This window comes from Rhizobium sp. RU20A (assembly GCF_900155885.1).
Lineage (GTDB): Bacteria > Pseudomonadota > Alphaproteobacteria > Rhizobiales > Rhizobiaceae > RU20A.
The window spans coordinates 1596020-1616619 of record NZ_FTMB01000001.1 but is presented as its reverse complement, the minus strand read 5'-3'; the positions used below and the strand labels follow the sequence as shown (position 1 = coordinate 1616619).

Here is a 20600-nt window from a genome sequence, read left to right as displayed (position 1 = left end):
TGCCGCCCGCTGCGCCCGTGGCTGTGGATCCTCGGGTCAAGCCCGAGGATGACGGTGGGTGACGGGAGCGCTTTCGCAATCCTGCCGCCTCGTGCGCGGCCGAGGCGTGCGATGATGGAACGCTCGCGAGCCGCGGCGGCATTCACCCGCACCTCACCGAATATCCAGCAACCGTTCCAGATACTGCCGCTCCAGTTCCGGTGAGGCGTTGTCGCCGAGCTTGCGGCGGATTTCCTCGAGGATTTCGCGGGCGCGCTGGGTGTCGATCTCGTCAGGAACCTTGACCTGCTCGCCGAAATCCGGACCGCGGCCCTGCGGCTCGCGGCCGAGCGGGTCACGGCCGTTGCGGCCCATTTGCGGCATGCCCTGGCCCTGGCCCTGACCTTGCCCCTGCTGGGCCTGCATCTGGTTCATCATATCCTGCGCGCCCTGGCGCAGCGCTTCCATGGCGCGGCCCTGGCTGCCGAGGGCCTGTTCGCCGCGGCTGCGACCCAGCGCATCGGCCGCGCTGCCCATTTCGCTCTGCGCCTTGCCGAAGCCTTCGCCGGGTTGCATGCCCATGCCTTCCAGACTCTTCTGCAACTCGCCGAGCTGCTTGCCGAGGCCTTCCTGCTGCGCGCGCAGCTGCTTCAAGGCCTCTCGCAGCTGTTCGGCCGTCATGTTGTCGAGCGGGTTCTGCTGCTCGCCGTTCTCACCCTGCTGTTGCTGGCCATTGTCACCCGGCTGCGGATCTGGCGGTTCCTGGCCGAAGAGCTCCTCATTCTCGCCCTCCAGCGGATCGCCGCGCTGCTGGCGGTCCCGCAGGGCCTGATCCATGCGGAAGGTTTCGTCCATCAGGCGCTGCTGTTCCTGCATGAGGCGGCCGAGCTTGTCCATCTGCTCGCGCATGGCGTTGTTCTGTTCGCCCTGCTGCCCCTGCTGGGGTCGGCCGGCCTGCAGATTGTTCATCATGCGCTGCAGTTCGGAGAGCATCTGCTGGGCCTGATCACGCGCGCCGGAGCGGGCGAGATTCTCGATCTGGTCCATCATGCGCTCCAGGTCCTGCTGGCGCAGCATGTTGTTCATCTGCGGATTGTTCATCGCGCTCTGCGGGTTCTTCGCGGCCTGTTCCGCCAGCGCCTGCATGAACTCCTGCATGGCCTCGCGCAACTCCTGCATCAGGCGCGCGATCTCCGCGTCCGAGGCATTGTTCTGAAGTGCATCCTGCAGGGCCTGCTGCGCATCGCGCAGGCGCCGTTCGGCGAGCGAGAGATTACCGTCCTCGATGCCGAGCGCCACCTCCCAGAAATAGTCGGCGGCCTCGCGCAGCATGTCGTCATTATAGGCAAGCGCCAGCCGGTTGCGCGCCGAGCGCATGGCGAGGAAATGGGTGACGTTGGGGATCGTCTCGTCGGCGCGGATGGCGAGCGCGTCGTTCAGTTCCAGCGCGCGCGGCACCTTGTTTGCGTCGAGGGCGAAGATCTGCCGTTGCTCGGCAATCGCGCCCGCAAGCGGCTCGAAGAAGCGCTTGGCGGGCAGGATCATCTCCTGCGGCTGGCTGCGGCCTTCCTGTCCGGCGGCGTCCTTGGCCACAAGCGTGATGCGCACGGGCTTGCCGGAGAGGGGATGTTCGCTGAGGTTGCGGCTCGTCAGGCCCTTGATGTCCTTGGTGTTGCGGCGCGGCAGGTCCAGCCGGTATTCCGGCGCGGGATAGAGCGGGCGGGCATTGGCGGCCTGGGTCTCGATCGGCACGATCTCGGCCCAGGCTTCGGTGATGCCGTAATCGTCCTTGCCAAGGAAACCGATCTCCAGCGCCGCCGCAACCGTCGTCTTCGGCTGGCCGTCGAAGGCGATGTCGGGCGCGGTGTCCGGCGTGATCGCAAAGCGCCAGCGCTCGTCGCCGACGACAAGCGTGCCGGCCTGGTCGATCTTGAAGAGATGGGTTTGTGCACCGGTCGCGGATGGCGTTGCCGCCGCCTCCTGCACGGGCGGGGCCGCGGGTGTCGGGGTCTGTGTTCCCGCCGCTTCGCCATCTTTTTCAGCGCTGCCCTCGGCGGCAATCGCGATCGCCGGGCCACCGGCCTCGGGTTCGAAGCTGACGGGCGCGCTGCCGCCGCCGGACAGGCGAACGGTGGCTTCGGAAAACTGCGGAACGGTGAGCAGCGCCTGTCCTTCGGGCGCGGGTGTCGGACCGGCCTGTTCGCCGGTCAGGAACAGCGGGGCCTTGCCGGTATAGGCGGGCGGGGTCACCCAGGCGTCGATGCGCAGGTCCGGCTTCACCACCGCAGGTTCGGGCAGGTGAAAGGCGTCGGAGAGGAAGCCGGCGCGGTTGGAATAGGAATAGGCAAAGGCGAGCGCGGCGATGAGCACCGGCGCGGCACGCAGCGCGAAGGGGTCGTGGCGCGGCAAATCCGGCTGTGGTGCGCCGGCCGAGAGCGTGCCGATGGTGCGCGCCATGCGGGCCTGATGCTCCCGCCACAGCGCGTCGGCGGCTGGCCCGCCGGTCGAGACGGTTTCGTTCTGGATGCGGATCGCCTGATGGCGCAGGCCATTGCGGGCCTCCAGCATACGATCGGCCGCCTCCGGTGCCGCCAGGCGAAGGCGCGCGAGCGGCACGAGTGAGGCGAGGAAAGCGATGACGAAGAGGCTGAGCGTGGCGACATGCAGCCAGAAAGGTGCGAGGCGGAAGAGGCCGAACCACGCGGTCGCGGCAAAGAGGAGGAGAATCGAAATCGGTAGCAGCAGCCTCGGCGCGACGGCCTCCGCCAGCAGCACGGCGCGCGCGGCAAGTCGCTTGCCGGCCAGCAGGCGCTTCAGCGGCAGGGCCTTTTCAGGGGTTGGCGGCGGGGCAGTCGTCATCCGGCGTTTTCCTCGTCGGTCGGGCAGGCGGTGGACAGGTCCGGCAAAGCCACCCGCTCATTGGAGGAGGATACCAGTCTTTGTGGCGAAGACGAGGGCGCGAACGCAAATGTGAAGGGAAAGCAGCCTCCCATTTCGCGACGGGAGGCTACAAGGGGCGATCAGCGCTCGACGACTCAGTCGTCTGGCTCGGTCTGGGTGATGGTCAGGGCGTCGTCGAGCTTCAGGTCGAACTTCTTGCCGGCTGCGTCGCGGGCATCGTCGATCTCCCAGCGGTCGTCGTCCCATTCCATGTCGCCCCAGCTGACATAGCCGGCCGTTTTGAGCACCGATTCGATCCTGCCGCGTTCGTCCGGTGTGGGATCCCGGTCGGCGCGCGCGGCGGTGAGGGGCGCGCAGACCATCAGGGCCGCAAGCGTGGGAACGAGAGCGTTTCGCATGTTCATGTCATGTCCTTCGATCATTGATGACCGGAGGGAAGTGGAGAGGCACTCGGATTGAACAACCGCCCGTTGACGCCCTTGTGATCGCAATGAAGCGCAAAGGCGCACTTGATTGGGGGTGCCTTTCGGGAGGGCCAGGCCTTCAGGCGAGCCAGTCCGGAACGCTGTCGAGGCCGATCAGGTCGTCATAGGTGAGGCGCGGGCGTATCACGTGGAAGCGGTCGCCCTTGACCAGAACCTCCGGCACGAGAAGGCGGCTGTTGTAGGTGCCGGCCTGAACGGCGCCATAGGCACCGGCGGAGCTGATCGCCATCAGGTCGCCGGGGCGCGGCGTCGCCATTTCGCGGTCCAGCGCCAGATAATCGCCGGTCTCGCAGACCGGACCGACGACATCGGCGCGGATGCGCGGCGCGCTGGCGGCCTGGATCTTTACCGGACGCACCTCGTGCCAGGCCTCATAGAGCGTCGGGCGGATGAGGTCGTTCATGGCGGCATCGACGATGACGAAGGTCTTGTCGCCGCCATCCTTCACATAGATGACTTCTGTCACCAGAATACCGGCATTGCCGACGATCAGGCGGCCGGGTTCGGTGACGATTCGGCAGTTGAGGCCGCGCAGCTGGTTCTTGACGATGTCCGCATAGGCATCGGGCAGCGGCGGCGGATTGTTGTCATCCTTGTAGGGAATGCCGAGGCCGCCACCGATATCGACGTGCTCGATCGTGTGGCCGTCGGTGCGCAGCAGGTCCACCAGTTCGCGCAGCAGCCGGAAGGCATCGTCGAAGGGCTGCAACTCGGTGATCTGGCTGCCGATATGCATGTCGATGCCGGTGACTTCGATGCCGGGAAGCGTGGCGGCATGGGCATAGACGTGGCGGGCACGGTCGTAGGAAATGCCGAACTTGTTTTCCTTCTTGCCCGTCGAGATCTTGGCATGGGTGCGGGCATCGACATCGGGATTGATGCGGAAGGAGACCGGCGCGCGCTTGCCAAGACGAACGGCGCGGGCGTTGAGCACTTCCAGCTCCGGCTCGCTTTCGACGTTGAAGCAGTAGATGCCGACCTCGAGGGCATAATCCAGCTCGCGCACCGTCTTGCCGACGCCGGAGAACATGATGCGGTTGGCCGGAACGCCGGCCGCAACGGCGCGGCGCAGTTCGCCTTCGGAGACGACATCGACGCCGGCACCAAGGGCGGCCAGCGTCTTCAGCACGGCCTGGTTCGAATTGGCCTTCATCGCATAGCAGACGAGGGCATCGACATCGGCGAAGGCCTTCGCAAACACCGTGTAGTGGCGCTCAAGCGTTGCCGTCGAATAGCAGTAAAAGGGCGTGCCGACGGCCCGGGCAATGTCGGAAACGGCCACATCCTCGGCGTAGAGAATGCCATCGCGATAGTCGAAGTGGTTCACGGGATCAGGTCTCGTTGAATGCGTTGTCCCACGGGCGCTTCATGCGCCGGCGGTCTCGGTCAGCCAGGGATCAGAGCAGCGGATCCAGCAGGAACGGGCGATCTTCCGGCGCCGTCTTCTTGTCGTCCTTGGATGCGTTCCGGTTGATCTGGTCCGCGGGTGTGCCGGGCGGGTCGAGGTCGCCCTTGCGGCCGCAACCGCTTGCGGCAACGGCGAGTGCCGCGGCGAGAAGCGCCAGACGCCCGATCTTCAATGCTCTCATCTGTCCGTCGTCCTTCCGGATGCTTCCGCGCGGAAGCCATTTGACGTTTCTCATAGCCGGTTTGGCGCCGCTTGTAGAGGGCCTGTTTCCAGCTTTGGGCGGAGCGCTCAGACGCGCTCGCGCCACCAGGCGATCTGCCGGCGTACTTCCACCGGTGCCGTGCCGCCGAAGCTCTTGCGGCTTGCCACGGAGGCTTCCACCGTCACGACGTCGTAGACCGCTTCGGTGATCGCCGGGTTGATTGCCTGCAGCTCGGTCAGCGAGAGCTCGGAGAGGTCGCAGCCCTTCTGTTCGGCGAGCGCCACGGCGCGGCCCGTCACATGGTGGGCGTCGCGGAAGGGCAGGCCGACGGCCCGCACCAGCCAGTCGGCAAGGTCGGTCGCGGTCGAATAGCCGGAGCCGGCGGCGGCCTTCATGCGATCTGCGCGGATCGTCATGTCGCGCACCATGCCGGTCATCGCGGCGATCGCCAGTTCGATGCTCTCGGCGGCGTCGAAGACCTGTTCCTTGTCTTCCTGCATGTCCTTGGAATAGGCGAGCGGCAAGCCCTTCATGACGGTCAGGAGCGCGATCAGCGAGCCGTTGATCCGGCCGGTCTTGGCGCGCACCAGCTCGGCCGCATCCGGGTTCTTCTTCTGCGGCATGATGGAGGAGCCGGTGGAGAAGGCGTCCGACAGGCGGATGAAGCCGAATTGCGGCGTCGACCAGATGACGATCTCTTCGGCAAGCCGCGACAGGTGCGTGGCGGCGATGGAGGCGATCGACAGGAATTCCAGCGCGAAATCGCGGTCGGAGACCGTGTCGATGGAGTTGCGGGTGGGCTCGCGGAAGCCGAGGGCTGCAGCGGTCATGTGGCGGTCGATGGGGTAGCCGGTGCCGGCGAGCGCGGCGGCGCCGATCGGGCATTCGTCAAGCCGCACGATCGCGTCGCGCACCCGCGAGCGGTCGCGACCGAACATTTCGACATAGGCCATGCAGTGGTGGCCGAAGGTGACCGGCTGGGCGGTCTGGAGGTGGGTGAAGCCGGGCATCACCGTTTCGGCGTGCTCTTCAGCGCGGTCGAGGAAGGCGGCGATAAGCGCCGAGAGCGCCTTTTCCGTCTTCTGCAGCTCTTCCTTCACCCAGAGGCGGAAATCGAGCGCCACCTGGTCATTGCGCGAGCGGGCGGTGTGCAACCGGCCGGCGGCCGGGCCGATGAGAGTGGCGAGGCGCGCTTCCACATTCATGTGGATGTCTTCGAGCTTGCGGGAGAATTCGAAACCGCCGGCCTCGATCTCCGACAGGATCGTGTTCAGCCCGTGAACGATCTTGTCTTTGTCCTCGGCCGAAATGATGCCTTGATGGGCGAGCATGGTCGCATGTGCGATGGAGCCGCGGATGTCCTGGGCATAGAGCTTCTTGTCGAAGCCGATCGAGGCGTTTATCTCCTCCATGATCGCATCCGGACCGGAGGCGAAGCGGCCGCCCCACATCTGGTTGGAGGAAGCATTTTCGGATGTACCATCAGCCATAGGAAACCCGCCTTCAAAAGTGCCGCCCGCGCCCCCGGTTCCGCCTTGGAGAAACAGGACTTGAACGACAGAAAATCGATGCTGCCGCCCATGCGCTATCTTGCGCTCGCCGCCCTTGCGGGCATCGTGGCCGGTGCGGCTGCCGTATACGTCAGGGAAACGGGTGCTGGCAATGGCGCCGGGACCGAAACGGCCGCCGTTCAGGGCGATTGCGCAGCGGCCAGCGGCACGCTCGCGGCGATCAAGCCCTTCCTCAAGGGACAGGTTGCGGCCATGACCGCCGTCGATACGCCGCACGCCCTGCCGCCCATGACCTTCAAGGACGCCACGGGCAAGGACATGACGCTTGCCGACTTCTCCGGCAAGACCTTGCTGGTCAATCTCTGGGCTACCTGGTGCGTGCCCTGCCGCGAAGAAATGCCGGCGCTGAACAATCTGGAAAAGGCTGAGGGCTCCGACCGTTTCCAGGTTCTCGCCATCAACATCGATGTCGGCGACGACGAGAAGCCGAAGACCTTCCTGACGGAGACCGGCGTCGATGCGCTCGGCCTTTACCGCGACGCCAGCATGGGCGTCTTCAACGTCCTGAAAAAAGAAGGCCTCGCCTTCGGCCTGCCGGCGACCCTCCTCATCGACGGCAAGGGCTGCCTCGTCGGCGCCATGAACGGCCCGGCGGTGTGGGACAGCGAGGATGCCAAGGCGCTGGTGAAAGCGGCGGTGGGAAGCTGATTGAGGGCGGTTGAATGGAGGGGGCGTGGCCCCCTCATCCGGCTGCCGCCACCTTCTCCCCGAAGGGAGAAGGCCGTTGTGGCGATGCCGGTGGCAAATCCTCCTTCTCCCCGGCGGGGAGAAGGTGCCCGTAAGGGCGGATGAGGGGGCTTCCTCTCGTCGGTCCGACGACCGCGTGGGTGCCGCCACGATCACCGCGTCGGAATCGGCACATCCCCGCGATAGTCATAGAAGCCGCGGCCGGATTTGCGGCCGAGCCAGCCGGCTTCGACATATTTCACCAGCAGCGGACAGGGGCGGTACTTGGAATCGGCGAGGCCGTCGTGCAGGACCTGCATGATGGAGAGGCAGGTGTCGAGGCCGATGAAGTCGGCGAGTTGCAGCGGGCCCATCGGGTGGTTTGCGCCGAGTTTCATGGCGGTGTCGATGGCTTCGACCGAGCCGACGCCTTCATAGAGCGTGTAGATCGCCTCGTTGATCATCGGCAGCAGGATGCGGTTGACGATGAAGGCGGGGAAGTCTTCGGCGACCGTGATGGTCTTGTCGAGCGAGGAGACGAAGGCGCGGGCGGTCGCGAAGGTCGATTCCTCGGTGGCGATGCCGCGCACGAGTTCCACGAGCTTCATGACCGGCACGGGGTTCATGAAATGGATGCCCATGAAGCGTTCCGGGCGGTCGGTGGCGGAGGCAAGGCGGGTGATGGAGAGCGAGGACGTGTTGGTTGCCAGAAGCGCCTCCGGCTTCAGCACCGGGCAGATCTGGCCGTAGATCTTGCGCTTGACCTGCTCGTCTTCCGTGGCGGCCTCGATGACGAGGTCCATGGAGGAGAGGTCATGGGCGTCTGCGGAGCCCTTGATGTGGGACAGGGCGCGCTTGCGGTCCTCGTCGGTCATCTTGCCGGACGAGACCTGGCGGGCGAGCTGGCCGTTGATCGTGGCGAGGCCGGCCTCTATCCGCTCGGCGGAGATATCGTAGATGTGGACGTTGTAGCCGGCTGAGGCCGAGACGTGGGCGATGCCGCATCCCATCTGGCCTGCACCGATAATTCCGACGTTCTTGATCATCGATCCCGCTTCCATTGTGATCGGCCGGGCGCTCCGGCATCCGAAACGAAAAACCGGGCCGTCCTTGGGGAACGGCCCGGTCTGATTGTTAAAGCGATGGGGGATGTTTTTCCAGCGGATTCGCCCCTGCGGCCATTCGTCTCAGAGCGCTTTTTCGAGTTCCGGCAGGACATCGAAGATGTCGCCGACGAGGCCGTAGTCGGCGACCTGGAAGATCGGGGCTTCCTCGTCCTTGTTGATGGCGACGATGACCTTCGAATCCTTCATGCCGGCGAGGTGCTGGATGGCACCGGAAATGCCGCAGGCGATGTAGAGCTGCGGTGCCACGACCTTGCCGGTCTGGCCGACCTGCCAGTCGTTCGGCGCGTAGCCGGCATCGACCGCGGCGCGCGAGGCACCGACGGCAGCGCCGAGCTTGTCGGCGACGGGCAGGATGACTTCCTTGAACTTGTCGGACGAGCCAAGGGCGCGGCCACCGGAGACGATGATCTTCGCCGAGGTCAGTTCCGGACGGTCCGAGGAGGAGAGGGCGTCGGCCACATGGGCGGAAACGCCCGGGTTCGCGGCAGCCGAGATGGTCTCGACGGCAGCCGAGCCACCGGCCGCGGCGGCGGCGAAGGAGGCCGTGCGCACGGTGATGACCTTCTTGGCCTCGCTCGACTGCACCGTCTGGATGGCGTTGCCGGCATAGATCGGGCGCTTGAACGTATCGGCCGAGACGACTTCGATGATCTCGGAGACCTGCGCGACGTCGAGCAGGGCGGCAACACGCGGCATGACGTTCTTGCCGACCGAGGTCGCGGCGGCGAGGATGACGTCGTAGGAGCCGGCGAGCGAGACGATCAGGGCGGCGAGCGGTTCGGCAAGGCTGTGGCCGAGCGCCGCGTCATCGGCGACGAGCACCTTCGACACGCCCGAGAGCTTGGCAGCCTCCTCGGCAACGGCGGAGGCGCCGGCACCGGCGACGAGGACGTGGACATCGCCGCCGATCTGGGTGGCAGCCGTCAGCGTCTTGGCGGTCTGGTCGGAAAGCGTCTTGTTGTCGTGGTCAGCCAGAAGAAGAATGGCCATGGTCTTAGTCTCCCTTTGTCTGGCTGATCAGAGTACGCCGGCTTCGGTCTTGAGCTTTTCGACCAGCTCGGCAACGGTCTTCACCTTGATGCCGGCCTTGCGGCCTGCCGGTTCCTCGGTCTTGAGGACCTTGAGGCGCGGGGCGGTATCGACGCCGAAGTCGGCCGGGCTCTTCTTGTCGAGCGGCTTCTTCTTGGCCTTCATGATGTTCGGCAGCGAGGCATAGCGCGGCTCGTTAAGGCGAAGGTCCGTCGTCACGATCGCCGGAAGCTTGACTTCGATGGTCTGCAGACCGCCATCGACTTCGCGCGTCACATTGGCCTTGCTCTCATCGACGATCTCGACCTTGGAGGCGAAGGTGCCCTGGGCCCAGCCGAGCAGGGCGGCGAGCATCTGGCCGGTCTGGTTCGAATCGTCGTCGATCGCCTGCTTGCCGACGATGACGAGGCCGGGTTGTTCGGCTTCGACGACGCCCTTGACGATCTTGGCGACGGCGAGCGGCTCGACGGCATCTTCGGTTTCAACGAGGATGGCGCGGTCGGCGCCCATGGCGAGCGCGGTGCGCAACGTTTCCTCGGCCTTGGCCGGACCGATCGAGACGACAACCACTTCGCTCGCCTTGCCGGCTTCCTTGAGGCGCAGCGCCTCCTCGACGGAGATTTCGTCGAAGGGGTTCATCGACATCTTGACGTTGGCAAGCTCAACGCCCGAGCCATCCGGCTTGACGCGGATCTTGACGTTGTAGTCCACCACTCGCTTGACTGTGACGAGGATTTTCATGGGAACCCTTCCTGAGAACACGTTGCGCGCAAAATGCATCTTCGGCCGTTTGGCCGATTGTCGATTGGCGACATCGATACGCGATTTTTGTCCAAATTCAATCTTTGCCCGTGGCCCTGCGGCTTCCTCCCACAGAATTGAGCGACGTTTACGTACACGTAAATATTGACGGGATCAAGGGGCCGGGCGACATGCCGGTGACGGGAAGTGTACGGCGGATCGTCTTCGGTGCACTGCCGCTGCACGGTTCGTCGAAGCCAGCGTTTGCCGCGGTTTCGCGCGGTCCAGGTGCTCAGCGGGGCTTGCCCCAGGGGCCGGGACCGTCCGCGCCGGGCTGCGGGGCCGTCGCGCTGACCACGGGGACGGAGCGGGGATGCACGGCGCGCGGGGTGACCAGCGTGCGATCAAAGAGCGGTACGCCCGGACGTCGCAAAAAGACCACCAGCACGAGGCCGGCGAGGATACCGCCGACATGGGCGCCCCAGGAGGTCGTGCCTTCCGTGTCGACCGCCAGCATGAGGAATTGCTGGCCCACCCAGAGCACCAGCGGAATGGCGGCCGGCAGCGGCAGCGGAATGCGCATCAGCACCAGCACCCAGACGCGCACCCTGGGATGCAGCATCAGATAGGCGGCAACGACGCCGGAGACGGCGCCGGACGCACCGATCAGCGGCGCTTCCGATCCCGTGTTCACAAGGCCATGGGCAAGGGCGCCGGCGGCGGCGCAGGCGAGGTAGAAGACGAGGAAGCGCAGATGCCCCAACGCATCCTCGATATTGTCGCCGAAGACCCAGAGGAACAGCATGTTGCCGGCCAGATGCCAGAAATCGCCGTGCAGGAAGGCGTAGGTCAGGTAGGTTGCCTGTTCCGGCACGAGAACGAAGGCGGGGTCGAGGTCGGCATACTGGAAGGCCACGGCAGGGATGTAGCCAAGGCCGAGAACGGCGGCTTCCGCGGTCTGATCGCTCGCCATCGGCCCCGTCACCAGCCAGATCAGCACGTTGATGACGATCAGGATGATCGTCACATATTGCCGGTCGATATGCTTCAGATCGTTGGCATCGTGCAGGGGTATGAACATCCGTCCTCCGGGCCCGTCTGCTCCGCCTCCATGCGGTTGCTCAGCGGTTCTTGCCGGGCACCCATAGCACGTCGGTGCGCCCCCGGTCATTGGCGGTGCGGGCGGCGACGAAGAGCAGGTCGGAGAGGCGGTTGACATAGGCAATGGCGGGTGCGCCCACCGTTTCGTGCGCGGCGAGCGCCACCATGTGCCGCTCGGCGCGCCGCGCGATGGTGCGGGCCAGATGCAGCGCGGTCGAGAGCGGGTTGCCGGCCGGCAGGACGAAGGAGGTGAGCGGTTCCAACTCGGCGTTGAGCCGGTCGATCTCCGCCTCGAGGCGGTCCACCTGCGGCTGGACGATGCGCAGCGGTTCCCAGGCCGGCGGTTCATCCGTGTCGGGGGTCGCGAGGTCGGCGCCGAGATCGAAGAGGTCGTTCTGGATCGCCGACAGCATCGCCTCGATCTCGGGATGATCTGCCGTCGACAGCCGGGCCATGCCGATGACGCTGTTCAGTTCGTCGACGGTGCCGTAGGCCTCGATGCGCAGGTCGTCCTTGCGCCGGCGCGGCCCGGAAACGAGGCCTGTGGTGCCGTCATCGCCGGTGCGGGTGTAGATCTTGTTGAGCTTGACCATGCCTGTGTCGTTCCTGATGTCTCTCGATTATGCCGGCGATTATGCCGGGCGTCCGCCGCCGGTGATCCACAGGACCAGCATGATGAGCACGATGGCGAGGGCCTGAAGGGCGACGCGGGCCTGCATCAGCTTGTTCGAGGTGTTGCCGCTGCCGCCCTTGGCCATGTTGACGAGGCCGCGCACGAGCACGATGACCACGAGGCCCATGACGAGCAGCGTGAGGCCTGTGAGAAAACTGGACATGGGACTTCCCTTTCAGACGATCAGCCGAGCCGGCCGATGAAGCGATAGAAGAGGTCTGCCGGCAGCAGCTTCTTCAGGAGGGCGCCCTGGCGTGCGGGCGTCGTGACGATGTAGTGTGCCTTCGGGCGGGGTGCCGTCAGCGCCTTCTTCAGCACCGCATGCACCGCTTCCGGCCCGAGCTTGCCCGTCGCGGGGCCGCTTGTGCCCTTCAGCCTGCGAAGCTGGCGGTCGTATTCGGCGGCGTGCACCGAGCCCTTGATGTCGATGTGCCGCTCGATATGGACAAGCGCATTGGCCATGAAGCGGGACTCGATCGGTCCGGGCTCGATGAGGCTCACCTCGATGCCGGTGCCGGCAAGCTCCATGCGCATGGTCAATGTCAGTCCTTCAAGGGCGAATTTCGAGGCGTTGTAGGCGCCTCTCCACCTATACGGCACGATGCCGAGGATGGATGAGCATTGTACGATGCGGCCGTGTCCCTGCCGGCGCATGACGGGGATGATACGCCGTGTCAGGTCGTGCCAGCCGATGACGTTGGTCTCGAGCTGCAGCCGCAGTGCCTCTGTCGGCAGGTCTTCGACGGCGCCAGCCTGGCCATAGGCACCGTTGTTGAAGAGTGCGTCGAGCCGCCCACCGGTCTTTTCAAGCACGGCCTTAACCAACGCGGCGATCGTGTCGTGCTGCGTGTAGTCCATGATATGGGTTTCGATGCCGTCGGCCTCAAGGCCGGCGCGATCTTCCTCGCGGCGCACGGTCGCGAAAACCTGCCATCCTTCGGCCTTCAGCGCCCGGGCGCAGTAGGCGCCAATGCCGGTGGAGCAGCCGGTGATGAGGATGCTCGGTGCGCCGTTGCCGGCCTTCGGCGGCGCGCTCGTCTCGGCCATGGCCGTGCCTTTCTGACAGCGTCGTGAGGAGGGAATCTCGGCGGTGCCGGTGGAATTTCCGGTCCCGTTTCCCATATTCCAGCCAAGGTTACAATTGCTCCGCAGCATCGTGGGCGGAGCTAAGACGGGGCGAAAGAGGATGCGCAACGCGCTCGGCGTGGCATGGAAGGTGGTCTTCGACGCCGTCTGGCACTTTTCCGAGGACGACGGCTGGGCCATGGCGAGCCATGTGGCGCTCTCAAGCCTTCTCGCGCTCTTTCCGTTTCTCATCTTCGGCACCGCGCTCGGCTCTTTCCTCGGCGCCGACCAGTTCGCGCAAACCGCCGTTCACGTGATTTTCGACACCTGGCCGGAATCGATCGCGGCGCCCATCTCCCGCGAGGTGGTGGCGGTGCTGACGACGCCGCGCGGCGGGCTCTTGACGATCTCGGTGCTGGCCGCCGCCTATTTTGCGTCCAACGGCGTCGAGGCGCTGCGCGTCTCGCTCAACCGCGCCTATCGCGTGACGGAGGAACGGCCCTGGTATCGCACCCGCGTCGTCAGCATCGGTTTCGTGCTCGCCGGCGTCGTGGCGCTCGCCCTGATCAGCATCCTCCTCGTCGCCGTTCCGCTCGCCCTGCGCTTTGCCGGCGAGTGGCTTCCCTTCCTCAGCGGCGTGCTGGCGATCATCGACGACTGGGGTTTTCTCGGCGTGCTGGTGATCCTGCTGATGGCGCTCGCCATCTGCCATCTCTACCTGCCCGCCGGACGGCGCAAGATCGCCGACGTCCTGCCGGGCATCCTGCTGACGATGATCTTCTGGACGGTCGGTGCCTATGGCTTTGCCGTCTATCTCTCGAGTTTCGCGACCTACGCCTCCACCTATGCGGGGCTGGCCTCGATCATGATCGCGCTGGTCTTCCTCTACATGATCGGTGCCATGTTCATCATCGGTGCGGAGATCAATGCGGCGATCATGAAGTACAAGGTCAAGCGCATGGTGATCCAGCACTGGCGCAATCGCCGGGAGGCGGGGCATGTGGATGAAAGCGCCGTCAGCGATGCGGAGGCGTCAGCCCTGATCGCCCAGAACCAGCGCACGTAACGCCTGCGCTTCCATGCCGGCTTCCCGATAGGCTGCAATCGCCGTATCGCCGTTGCTCTTGGAGAGCTTCCGGCCGTCGGGACCGAGGATAAGGCGGTGGTGGTGGTAGACGGGCACCGGCAGGCCGAGCAGCGTCTGGATGAGGCGATGCACGCTTGTTGCGTGAAAGAGGTCGCGGCCACGCACCACATGCGTGACGCCCTGCTCGGCGTCGTCGACGGTCACCGACAGATGGTAGCTCGACGGCGCATCCGAGCGGGAGAGGATGACATCGCCCCAGGCGGCGGGATCGGCCGTGACCACGCCGGTTTCCCCTGCATGACCGGCGCCCGTCTCCAGCCAGGTCAGCGGACGGGCGGTGGCGGCGATAGCGCGCGCCATGTCGAGCCGCCAGGAGAAGGGCTTGTCTGCCTGCACGATCTCGGCGCGGGCAGCAGTGGAAAAGTCCCGCTCGGTGCCGGGGTAGAGCGGTGCGCCGTCCGGGTCGCGCGGCCAGGGCTGGCCGGTCTTCGTCTCCGCTGCGGCGACGGCGGCGCGTATTTCGGCGCGGCTGAGGGTGGAGGGGTAGACGAGGCCCATCGCCGCGAGGCGGTCGAGCGCGTTGCGGTAGGCCGGCAGATGCTCGGACTGGCGGCGCGGTCGTTCGGGAAAGGTGAGGCCAAGCCAGTCGAGATCCTCGATGATCCCAGCCTCGAATTCCGGCCGGGCGCGGGTCTGGTCGATATCCTCGATGCGCAGCAGAAAGGCGCCGCCGACCCTTCGCGCCATCTCGTCATTGAGGAGGGCGGAGAGGGCGTGGCCGAGGTGCAGCCGGCCATTCGGGCTCGGCGCGAAACGGAAAACGGGTTGCTGTGTCATGGCGATCCTGTTGGCCTTCTGCCATGAATTCGGGCCGGGCGCCATCGCGCCCTGGACGGTGGGGAAGAACGCATGGCAGAGCACGACTGGAGCGGCTTGCGGCCGATCGAGACCGAGGGCGACATCGCCGCGGGGCTGACGGCGCTTGGCGGCCTCGATCCACGCCTCGTGCCGATCATCGCCGCGACAGGGCCGGTGCCGCTGCGGCGCGGGCCGCCGGGCTTTGCGGGGCTGGCGGAGGTGATCGTCGGGCAGATGGTGTCGAAGGCGAGTGCGGCGGCCATCTGGGCGCGTCTCGCCCCGCCGGCCCAAGACCTTACGCCGGAGGTCATGGCCGGCCTGGACGACGTTGCCTGCCGGGCCGCCGGCCTTTCGCACGCGAAGGCGCGGGCGCTGAGGGGCGCGGCGGCGGCCTGCCTTTCCGGCGCGCTCGATCTTCAGGCTGTCGGGCATCTTCCGGGCGAATCGGCCATCGCGACTCTGACGGCGCTGCCGGGGATAGGTGCCTGGACGGCGGAGGTCTATCTCCTCGTCCATGTCGGCCACCCCGACATTTTCCCGGCTGGCGATGTGGCGCTGCGTGCGGCGCTTGGCCGCGCCTTCTGTCTTGACCCCCGCCCGGATATTGCCGCGACCCGCGCGCAGTCTGCGCTCTGGGCGCCGTTTCGCAGTGTGGCGGCCCGGCTGTTCTGGGCCTATTATGCGCGCCACGGCGGCATCGCGGCAGGCGAGGGGGCGGCGGCCGGCGGACAGGCGTGAGGCACCCCTTTTTGTTTCCGCTTCACAATCCTGTCGTGACGCGCCTAATATAGAAGGGCAGATGCCGAATCGATCAGGAGAAGTTGCTTGACGATTGCAGTCTCACCGCAGGCCTTGCCGGCGCTCGTTCTGAACGCTGACTTCCGGCCGCTGAGTTATTACCCCTTGTCGCTGTGGTCCTGGCAGGACGCGATCAAGGCGGTCTTCCTTGACCGTGTGACAATCCTGGCCGAATACGATCAGGCCGTGTCGTCGCCAAGCTTTTCCATGCGCCTGCCGAGTGTCGTGTGCCTCAAGAGCTACGTGCAACCCTCTCGCCACCCGGCCTTCACCCGCTTCAACGTCTTCCTGCGCGACAAGTTCGAGTGCCAGTATTGCGGCGCGACGGAGGACCTGACCTTCGATCACGTCATCCCCCGCTGCTGCGGCGGCGAAACGACGTGGGAGAATGTCGTTGCCGCCTGCTCGCCGTGCAATCTGCGCAAGGGCGGCAAGTTGCCGAAGCAGGCCGGCATGTTCCCCAACCAGAAGCCTTATCCGCCGACGGTGCAGGACCTCCACAACAATGGCCGGCTCTTCCCGCCGAACCATCTGCACGAAAGCTGGATGGACTATCTCTATTGGGATGTGGAACTGCAGCCGTAAGGCTTGCCGGCAGCGTCCGGGCGCTTACGCCTTGCGCAGCGCATATCCACCGATTGCGGCGAGGATGACGCTTGCAATCACGTTCCAGCCGGCGAAGGAGAGGCCGAGCACGCGCAAGGCCGCCTGCGTGCAGGAAGGCCCGTGCTTGCTGTCGAGGTCGCCAAGGAGATCGTTGACGTTGCTGGAGACACCCTGGGCGCCCGTGGCGCAGCTCGAGGGTCCCTCCCAGAAGCCCCATTCGACGCCCGCGTGATAGACGCCCATGCCGGCCCCGACCAGCATCATGATGACGAGCACGGCGAGAAGCAGGCGCACGATCCAGCGCGGCGCCCCGAAGCCGATGGCGGCCAGCGCCGCGATGCCAACCCCGATGCCATAATAATAGGGCTCGCGCTGCAGGAGGCAGAGCGCACAGGGTATGTATCCGCCGAGATGCTCGAAGCCCAATGCCGTGCCGACGGTGACGGCCATGCCGAGGGTCAGGAGAAGGGTGGGCAGTAGGGCCGGGGCGCTGGGGCGGGTGGCGATCATGGTGAGGAGCTTTCGATCACGTCTCGTCGGTAGGTCTCGTTCAGCATGCCGCGTCCGTCACTGGACGAGGCGGTAACCGACGAAGAGGAGGATGAGTGCGGCGGAAACGAGGCCGGCGATCAGGCCCAGCCGCTTTTCGATGAAGTGGCGGATGTTCTCCCCATAGCGGCGCAGCAGCCAGGCGAGAAGATAGAAGCGCGCGCCGCGCGCCACGATGGCCGTGGCAACGAAGAGCCAGAGATTGATGTTGACCGCGCCGGAGAGGATCGTGACCACCTTGATCGGCGGCAGATGCGCAAGGCCCGAGGTGATCAGCAAAAGCACGATCGTTTCGTAGTCGACCGAGTTCTTCAGCTGCTCGAAGGCATCGAGCTTGCCGTAGAAGGCAAGGACCGGCTTGGCGACGGCCTCATAGGCGTAGTGGCCGAGATACCAGCCGGCAATGCCGCCCAGCACGGAGCTGACCGTGGCGATGAGGGCATAGCGCCAGATGCGCCCCGGTCGCGCCAGCGCCATCGGCAGAAAAAGCACGTCGGCCGGAACGAGAAAGATCGAGCTTTCGACGAAAGCGATGACCGCCAGCCAGACTTCCGCCGATTTCTTGGCGGCGAGCGAGAGGGTCCAGTCATAGAGGCGGCGCAGCATGGCAAAGGCTTCCGGAAGGGCGCACCACCGGTAGAGGCGGTGCAGATGTGCTGGTTCTACTGCATCCACGCCCCGGACGAAAAGGCCGCGGCCCCGGAATTTCGCGACGGCGTTAACGCGGATGCGAAGGTCGTTGCTGCAATGCGACAACGCTGATCGCACCCCGCAGGCCAAAAATCCCGTTGACCGCCCTTTGGCCGCCCGTGTAAACGAGCCCGGCTACCTCCGTGCCCCATTGGCGGAACTGGTAGACGCGCTCGACTCAAAATCGAGTTCCGAAAGGAGTGCTGGTTCGATCCCGGCATGGGGCACCACCCGATTTCTTCCAAGCAAGAGCCCCAGCGTGGACCGGGGCAACCAGACCCTCTCCCGTGCGGCCGGGCGCCCGTCAATTGCAGACGCGGGCGCGGTACATGTCGCCGTAGCCGTCCTGCCGCCAGACGACGTGGCAGACGGGATAGGCGGGCTCGTACACCACCGGTGGCCCGTAGACGGGGCGGGGTGCCGCGTAGGCCGGTTGCGAGGCGCCGGCGATGAGGGCGCCGCCGAGGATCGTGCCGGCGATGCCGGCGGCCAGTCCGCGGCCGAAATTGTTGCGTGCTTCTGCCTGGCCGGTCGCGGCAATTGTGGTACCCGCAATTGTCAAAACAACCAGACCAGCGGTGACAAAGCTGTTCCTGTTGATCCACATCGTCCTGCTCCTTGAAAGGCCGGTCGGCGGGGGAAGATCACGTGCCGTACGGGCCAAGGAGAGGAGATTGCGCCTCTCAAGCCTACGCCGACATGTCCGTTTCGTTACATCCCGTTCATGTCGTCTTGCGTAGAGGGGAGCGCGCTGTTTCGACTTTCCAAAAGCAAAGCGCGCCATCCTTTGCGGATGACGCGCTTTTGCGTGAAGTAAAGTCGGTGGGCGAGATCAGAATTCGTCCCAGCCGCCGGCGCTGCCGCCGCCGGCAGCACGTTTCTTCGGGGTGAAGGCCTCCGCGACGCGGGTGACCATCTGGCGCGCGGCGGAGGTGGGCGCCGTCGCCGCAGGGCGGCCGGCGCTTGCGCCGGTGTCGGTGCGGAACTGGCCGATAAGGTTGCGCAGGCGATCCGCCTCGTTCGCGAGCGCGCTGCTCGCGGCAGTGGATTGCTCGACCATGGCGGCGTTCTGCTGGGTCGACTGGTCCATCTGGTTGACGGCGGTGTTGACCTGCAGGAGGCCGACCGACTGTTCCTTGGCGGCCGTGGCGATGGCGTTCAGCTGCTCGTTGATATCGACGACGTGGCTTTCGATGACCTGCAGGGCCGAGCCGGTCTCGGTGACGAGGCGCACGCCTGTTGCCACTTCGTCGGCGGAGGTCTTGATGAGGTCCTTGATCTCCTTGGCAGCCTTGGCCGAGCGCTGGGCGAGTTCGCGCACTTCCTGGGCGACCACGGCAAAGCCCTTGCCGGCCTCGCCGGCGCGGGCGGCCTCGACACCGGCATTGAGGGCGAGCAGGTTGGTCTGGAAGGCGATCTCATCGATGACCGAAATGATGTTGCCGATCTCGGAGGAGGACTTCTCGATGCGCTGCATGGCGTTGACGGCATCCGTCATGATCGCGCCGGAGCGGCGGGCCGATTCGTTGGCCTGCTCGGCCTTGTGACGGGCCTCCTCAGTGCGCTTGGTGGAGGAGGCGACGTTGGAGGTGATCTCGTCCAGCGCGGCGGCGGTTTCCTCAAGGGCAGCGGCCTGCTGTTCGGTACGCTTGGACAGGTCGTTGGCGGAGACGGAAAGCTCCTGCGTGCCGCTGTCGATGGTGGCGGCGGCGGTGCTGACGGCGCGCAGCGTTTCCGTAAGCTGGGCGATGGCGGCGTTGAAGTTCTGGCGCAGTCCCTCGAATTCCTCCGAGAAGGGGCGTTCGAGGCGATAGGTGAGGTCGCCGCGGGCGAGATGCTTCAGCGCCTCGTCGATGCCACCGGTGGCGGTCGCCATCTTCTCGGCGCGGTCGCGCTCCAGTTCGCGGTTGCGGGCACGTTCGCTTTCGCTCATGTCGCGCTCGCGGCGGGCCTGCGCCTCCAGCTCTTCGGCGCGCAGGGCGTTGTCCTTGAAGATCTGCACGGTCTTGGCCATGTCGCCGATTTCATCGCGACGGTCGGCATCCGTGACGGGCGCGCTCAGGTCACCGCCCGCCAGACGGCTCATGGTTTCCCTGAGGTTGGCGATCGGACCGGTAACGCCCTTCTTGACCAGAAGAGCAGCCAGAGTGACAAAGGCGGCAGAGACGAGGGTCATGAAGGACACGAGCCAGATCGTTGCCGAGCGGGCCGAGGCCGTGAGAATGGCAGACTGCGCCTTGGCACCTTCGACCAGCCGGTTGGTTTCCGTTGCGTAGAGCTTCGTCAGGGTCACCAGTTGCGGCTGACACTGGCTGTAGTAGTCCGCGGCAACGGCGGCGATCGCGGCCTCCGTTGTGGCTTCGCCTCCGCGCTTGGAGATCGGCAGACAGACGTCGTGCACGACGCGATGGGCTTCGGTCTTCAACTGCTTCAGGCCGGCGTCATCCGGCAGTGCCGCCAGTGCCTTCGTGAAGAATTTGTCGATGTCTGCAAGTGTAGAATCCTGCTGCGCCTGAAGATCGTTGATCTGTTCCTGATCCTTCGTGAAGATCATCTCGGCCACGGTGGCGCGGAAGGTCTGAGTCGCCCGGTTCGAGCGAACGGTATAGAGAACGCTCTCCTGATTGGACCCCAGCATGTGCGAGTAATTGGCATCGATCTCTTGTAGCTGGAAGCCGCTGACCACGGCGCCGCCGACGCCACAAGCACCCAGCAAGGCAAGCATGCCAACAATTTTGGGAACGAGACGAATGTGCCGCAGCATAGATCCTCCTGCCATGCGAAAATGTTCATTTCTTTTATTTTTTATATTTCTGATTAAATAATTGTTACTGATAGATAGCTGGTTTATTTTCTTCTAAAGGTTGATTTTCCGCAGCTATATAAATCCTGAGGGCGCGCAGTCTGTGATTGCATTCTTCCCTGTGCCGGCCCTGTTCCCGACGTCACAGCGTCGCGGAAATGACTGGCTCATTGTGGGGCAAGAGGGGTCTCTCGATGCCAGCGCGTCTGGAACGTCGGGTTAACGCCCTGATTTTAAAGCTACCGGATACCGCAGCAATCC

At 65.3% G+C, this 20600-nt stretch carries 21 protein-coding genes and 1 tRNA gene; 5 read left to right on the top strand and 17 right to left on the bottom strand.

The annotated features are described in order from the left end of the window. Positions 1-153 precede the first annotated feature (153 nt). From F3H41_RS07790 to argH, 5 genes are all read right to left on the bottom strand, one after another. A complete protein-coding gene (locus tag F3H41_RS07790; RefSeq protein ID WP_149737982.1) occupies positions 154-2838 on the bottom strand; it encodes a TIGR02302 family protein in 2685 nt (894 codons plus the stop codon). Between the two features lie 176 nt (positions 2839-3014). Next, entirely contained in the window at positions 3015-3284 is a 270-nt protein-coding gene (locus F3H41_RS07785; RefSeq protein WP_244616102.1) for a PepSY domain-containing protein, read from the bottom strand. Positions 3285-3423: 139 nt separating this feature from the next. Then, a complete protein-coding gene (lysA, locus tag F3H41_RS07780) occupies positions 3424-4692 on the bottom strand; it encodes a diaminopimelate decarboxylase (protein WP_149737981.1) in 1269 nt (422 codons plus the stop codon). Between the two features lie 70 nt (positions 4693-4762). Next, positions 4763-4954, bottom strand: coding sequence for a hypothetical protein (locus tag F3H41_RS07775; protein WP_149737980.1), 192 nt, complete (start codon positions 4952-4954; stop codon positions 4763-4765). Between the two features lie 107 nt (positions 4955-5061). Continuing rightward, entirely contained in the window at positions 5062-6465 is a 1404-nt protein-coding gene (gene argH, locus F3H41_RS07770) for an argininosuccinate lyase (RefSeq protein WP_149737979.1), read from the bottom strand. Between the two features lie 78 nt (positions 6466-6543). Between argH and F3H41_RS07765 the strand changes: the two genes are divergently transcribed. Then, complete coding sequence (locus F3H41_RS07765) at positions 6544-7194, top strand: TlpA disulfide reductase family protein (RefSeq protein WP_149738269.1); 651 nt, start codon at positions 6544-6546, stop codon at positions 7192-7194. A 191-nt stretch (positions 7195-7385) separates the two neighbouring features. Here the strand turns inward: F3H41_RS07765 and F3H41_RS07760 are convergent, their stop codons facing one another. The 7 genes from F3H41_RS07760 to F3H41_RS07730 all read right to left on the bottom strand — a co-directional run bounded on the left by F3H41_RS07760 (position 7386) and on the right by F3H41_RS07730 (position 12930). Then, positions 7386-8258, bottom strand: a complete 873-nt coding sequence (locus F3H41_RS07760) for a 3-hydroxybutyryl-CoA dehydrogenase (protein ID WP_149737978.1) — start codon at positions 8256-8258, stop codon at positions 7386-7388. 141 nt (positions 8259-8399) lie between these two features. After that, positions 8400-9329 carry an electron transfer flavoprotein subunit alpha/FixB family protein gene (locus tag F3H41_RS07755; RefSeq protein WP_149737977.1) on the bottom strand — a complete coding sequence of 310 codons (930 nt, stop codon included), beginning with the start codon at positions 9327-9329 and terminating at the stop codon, positions 8400-8402. A 27-nt stretch (positions 9330-9356) separates the two neighbouring features. Beyond that, positions 9357-10109 (bottom strand): electron transfer flavoprotein subunit beta/FixA family protein, encoded by a 753-nt coding sequence (locus tag F3H41_RS07750; RefSeq protein WP_149737976.1) that lies wholly within the window; start codon positions 10107-10109, stop codon positions 9357-9359. A gap of 292 nt (positions 10110-10401) precedes the next feature. After that, positions 10402-11190: a rhomboid family intramembrane serine protease gene (locus tag F3H41_RS07745; RefSeq protein WP_149737975.1), complete on the bottom strand. Its 789-nt coding sequence runs from the start codon at positions 11188-11190 to the stop codon at positions 10402-10404. Between the two features lie 40 nt (positions 11191-11230). Further along, positions 11231-11803, bottom strand: a complete 573-nt coding sequence (locus F3H41_RS07740) for a cob(I)yrinic acid a,c-diamide adenosyltransferase (protein ID WP_149737974.1) — start codon at positions 11801-11803, stop codon at positions 11231-11233. A gap of 39 nt (positions 11804-11842) precedes the next feature. Beyond that, positions 11843-12046, bottom strand: a complete 204-nt coding sequence (locus F3H41_RS07735) for a twin transmembrane helix small protein (protein WP_149737973.1) — start codon at positions 12044-12046, stop codon at positions 11843-11845. A gap of 20 nt (positions 12047-12066) precedes the next feature. Next, the gene (locus tag F3H41_RS07730) at positions 12067-12930 is read right to left on the bottom strand and encodes an SDR family oxidoreductase (protein WP_149737972.1); all 864 of its coding nucleotides are present in this window, start codon (positions 12928-12930) and stop codon (positions 12067-12069) included. Between the two features lie 139 nt (positions 12931-13069). Here F3H41_RS07730 and F3H41_RS07725 point away from each other — a divergent pair, with 139 nt between their 5' ends. Further along, entirely contained in the window at positions 13070-14014 is a 945-nt protein-coding gene (locus F3H41_RS07725; RefSeq protein WP_149737971.1) for a YihY/virulence factor BrkB family protein, read from the top strand. Here the strand turns inward: F3H41_RS07725 and gluQRS are convergent. Next, complete coding sequence (gene gluQRS, locus F3H41_RS07720) at positions 13982-14872, bottom strand: tRNA glutamyl-Q(34) synthetase GluQRS (RefSeq protein ID WP_244616101.1); 891 nt, start codon at positions 14870-14872, stop codon at positions 13982-13984. The two genes, F3H41_RS07725 and gluQRS, sit on opposite strands and share 33 nt — an antisense overlap. 96 nt (positions 14873-14968) lie before the next feature. Between gluQRS and F3H41_RS07715 the strand changes: the two genes are divergently transcribed. Together F3H41_RS07715 and F3H41_RS07710 are read left to right on the top strand one after the other, a co-directional pair. Next, positions 14969-15631 carry a DNA-3-methyladenine glycosylase gene (locus F3H41_RS07715; RefSeq protein ID WP_149738268.1) on the top strand — a complete coding sequence of 221 codons (663 nt, stop codon included), beginning with the start codon at positions 14969-14971 and terminating at the stop codon, positions 15629-15631. An 87-nt stretch (positions 15632-15718) separates the two neighbouring features. Continuing rightward, positions 15719-16276, top strand: a complete 558-nt coding sequence (locus F3H41_RS07710; protein ID WP_149737969.1) for an HNH endonuclease — start codon at positions 15719-15721, stop codon at positions 16274-16276. A gap of 24 nt (positions 16277-16300) precedes the next feature. On the opposite strand, the gene F3H41_RS07705 is transcribed toward F3H41_RS07710, so the two are convergent. Next, positions 16301-16807 (bottom strand): disulfide bond formation protein B, encoded by a 507-nt coding sequence (locus F3H41_RS07705; protein WP_149737968.1) that lies wholly within the window; start codon positions 16805-16807, stop codon positions 16301-16303. Positions 16808-16864: 57 nt separating this feature from the next. Beyond that, a complete protein-coding gene (locus F3H41_RS07700; RefSeq protein ID WP_149737967.1) occupies positions 16865-17452 on the bottom strand; it encodes a YqaA family protein in 588 nt (195 codons plus the stop codon). 229 nt (positions 17453-17681) lie between these two features. Between F3H41_RS07700 and F3H41_RS07695 the strand changes: the two genes are divergently transcribed. After that, a tRNA-Leu gene (locus F3H41_RS07695) sits at positions 17682-17766 on the top strand. 74 nt (positions 17767-17840) lie between these two features. On the opposite strand, the gene F3H41_RS07690 is transcribed toward F3H41_RS07695, so the two are convergent. Both F3H41_RS07690 and F3H41_RS07685 read right to left on the bottom strand, forming a co-directional pair. Beyond that, entirely contained in the window at positions 17841-18143 is a 303-nt protein-coding gene (locus tag F3H41_RS07690) for a hypothetical protein (RefSeq protein ID WP_149737966.1), read from the bottom strand. Between the two features lie 225 nt (positions 18144-18368). Then, positions 18369-20300 carry a methyl-accepting chemotaxis protein gene (locus F3H41_RS07685; protein ID WP_244616100.1) on the bottom strand — a complete coding sequence of 644 codons (1932 nt, stop codon included), beginning with the start codon at positions 20298-20300 and terminating at the stop codon, positions 18369-18371. Between the last annotated feature and the right edge of the window lie 300 nt (positions 20301-20600).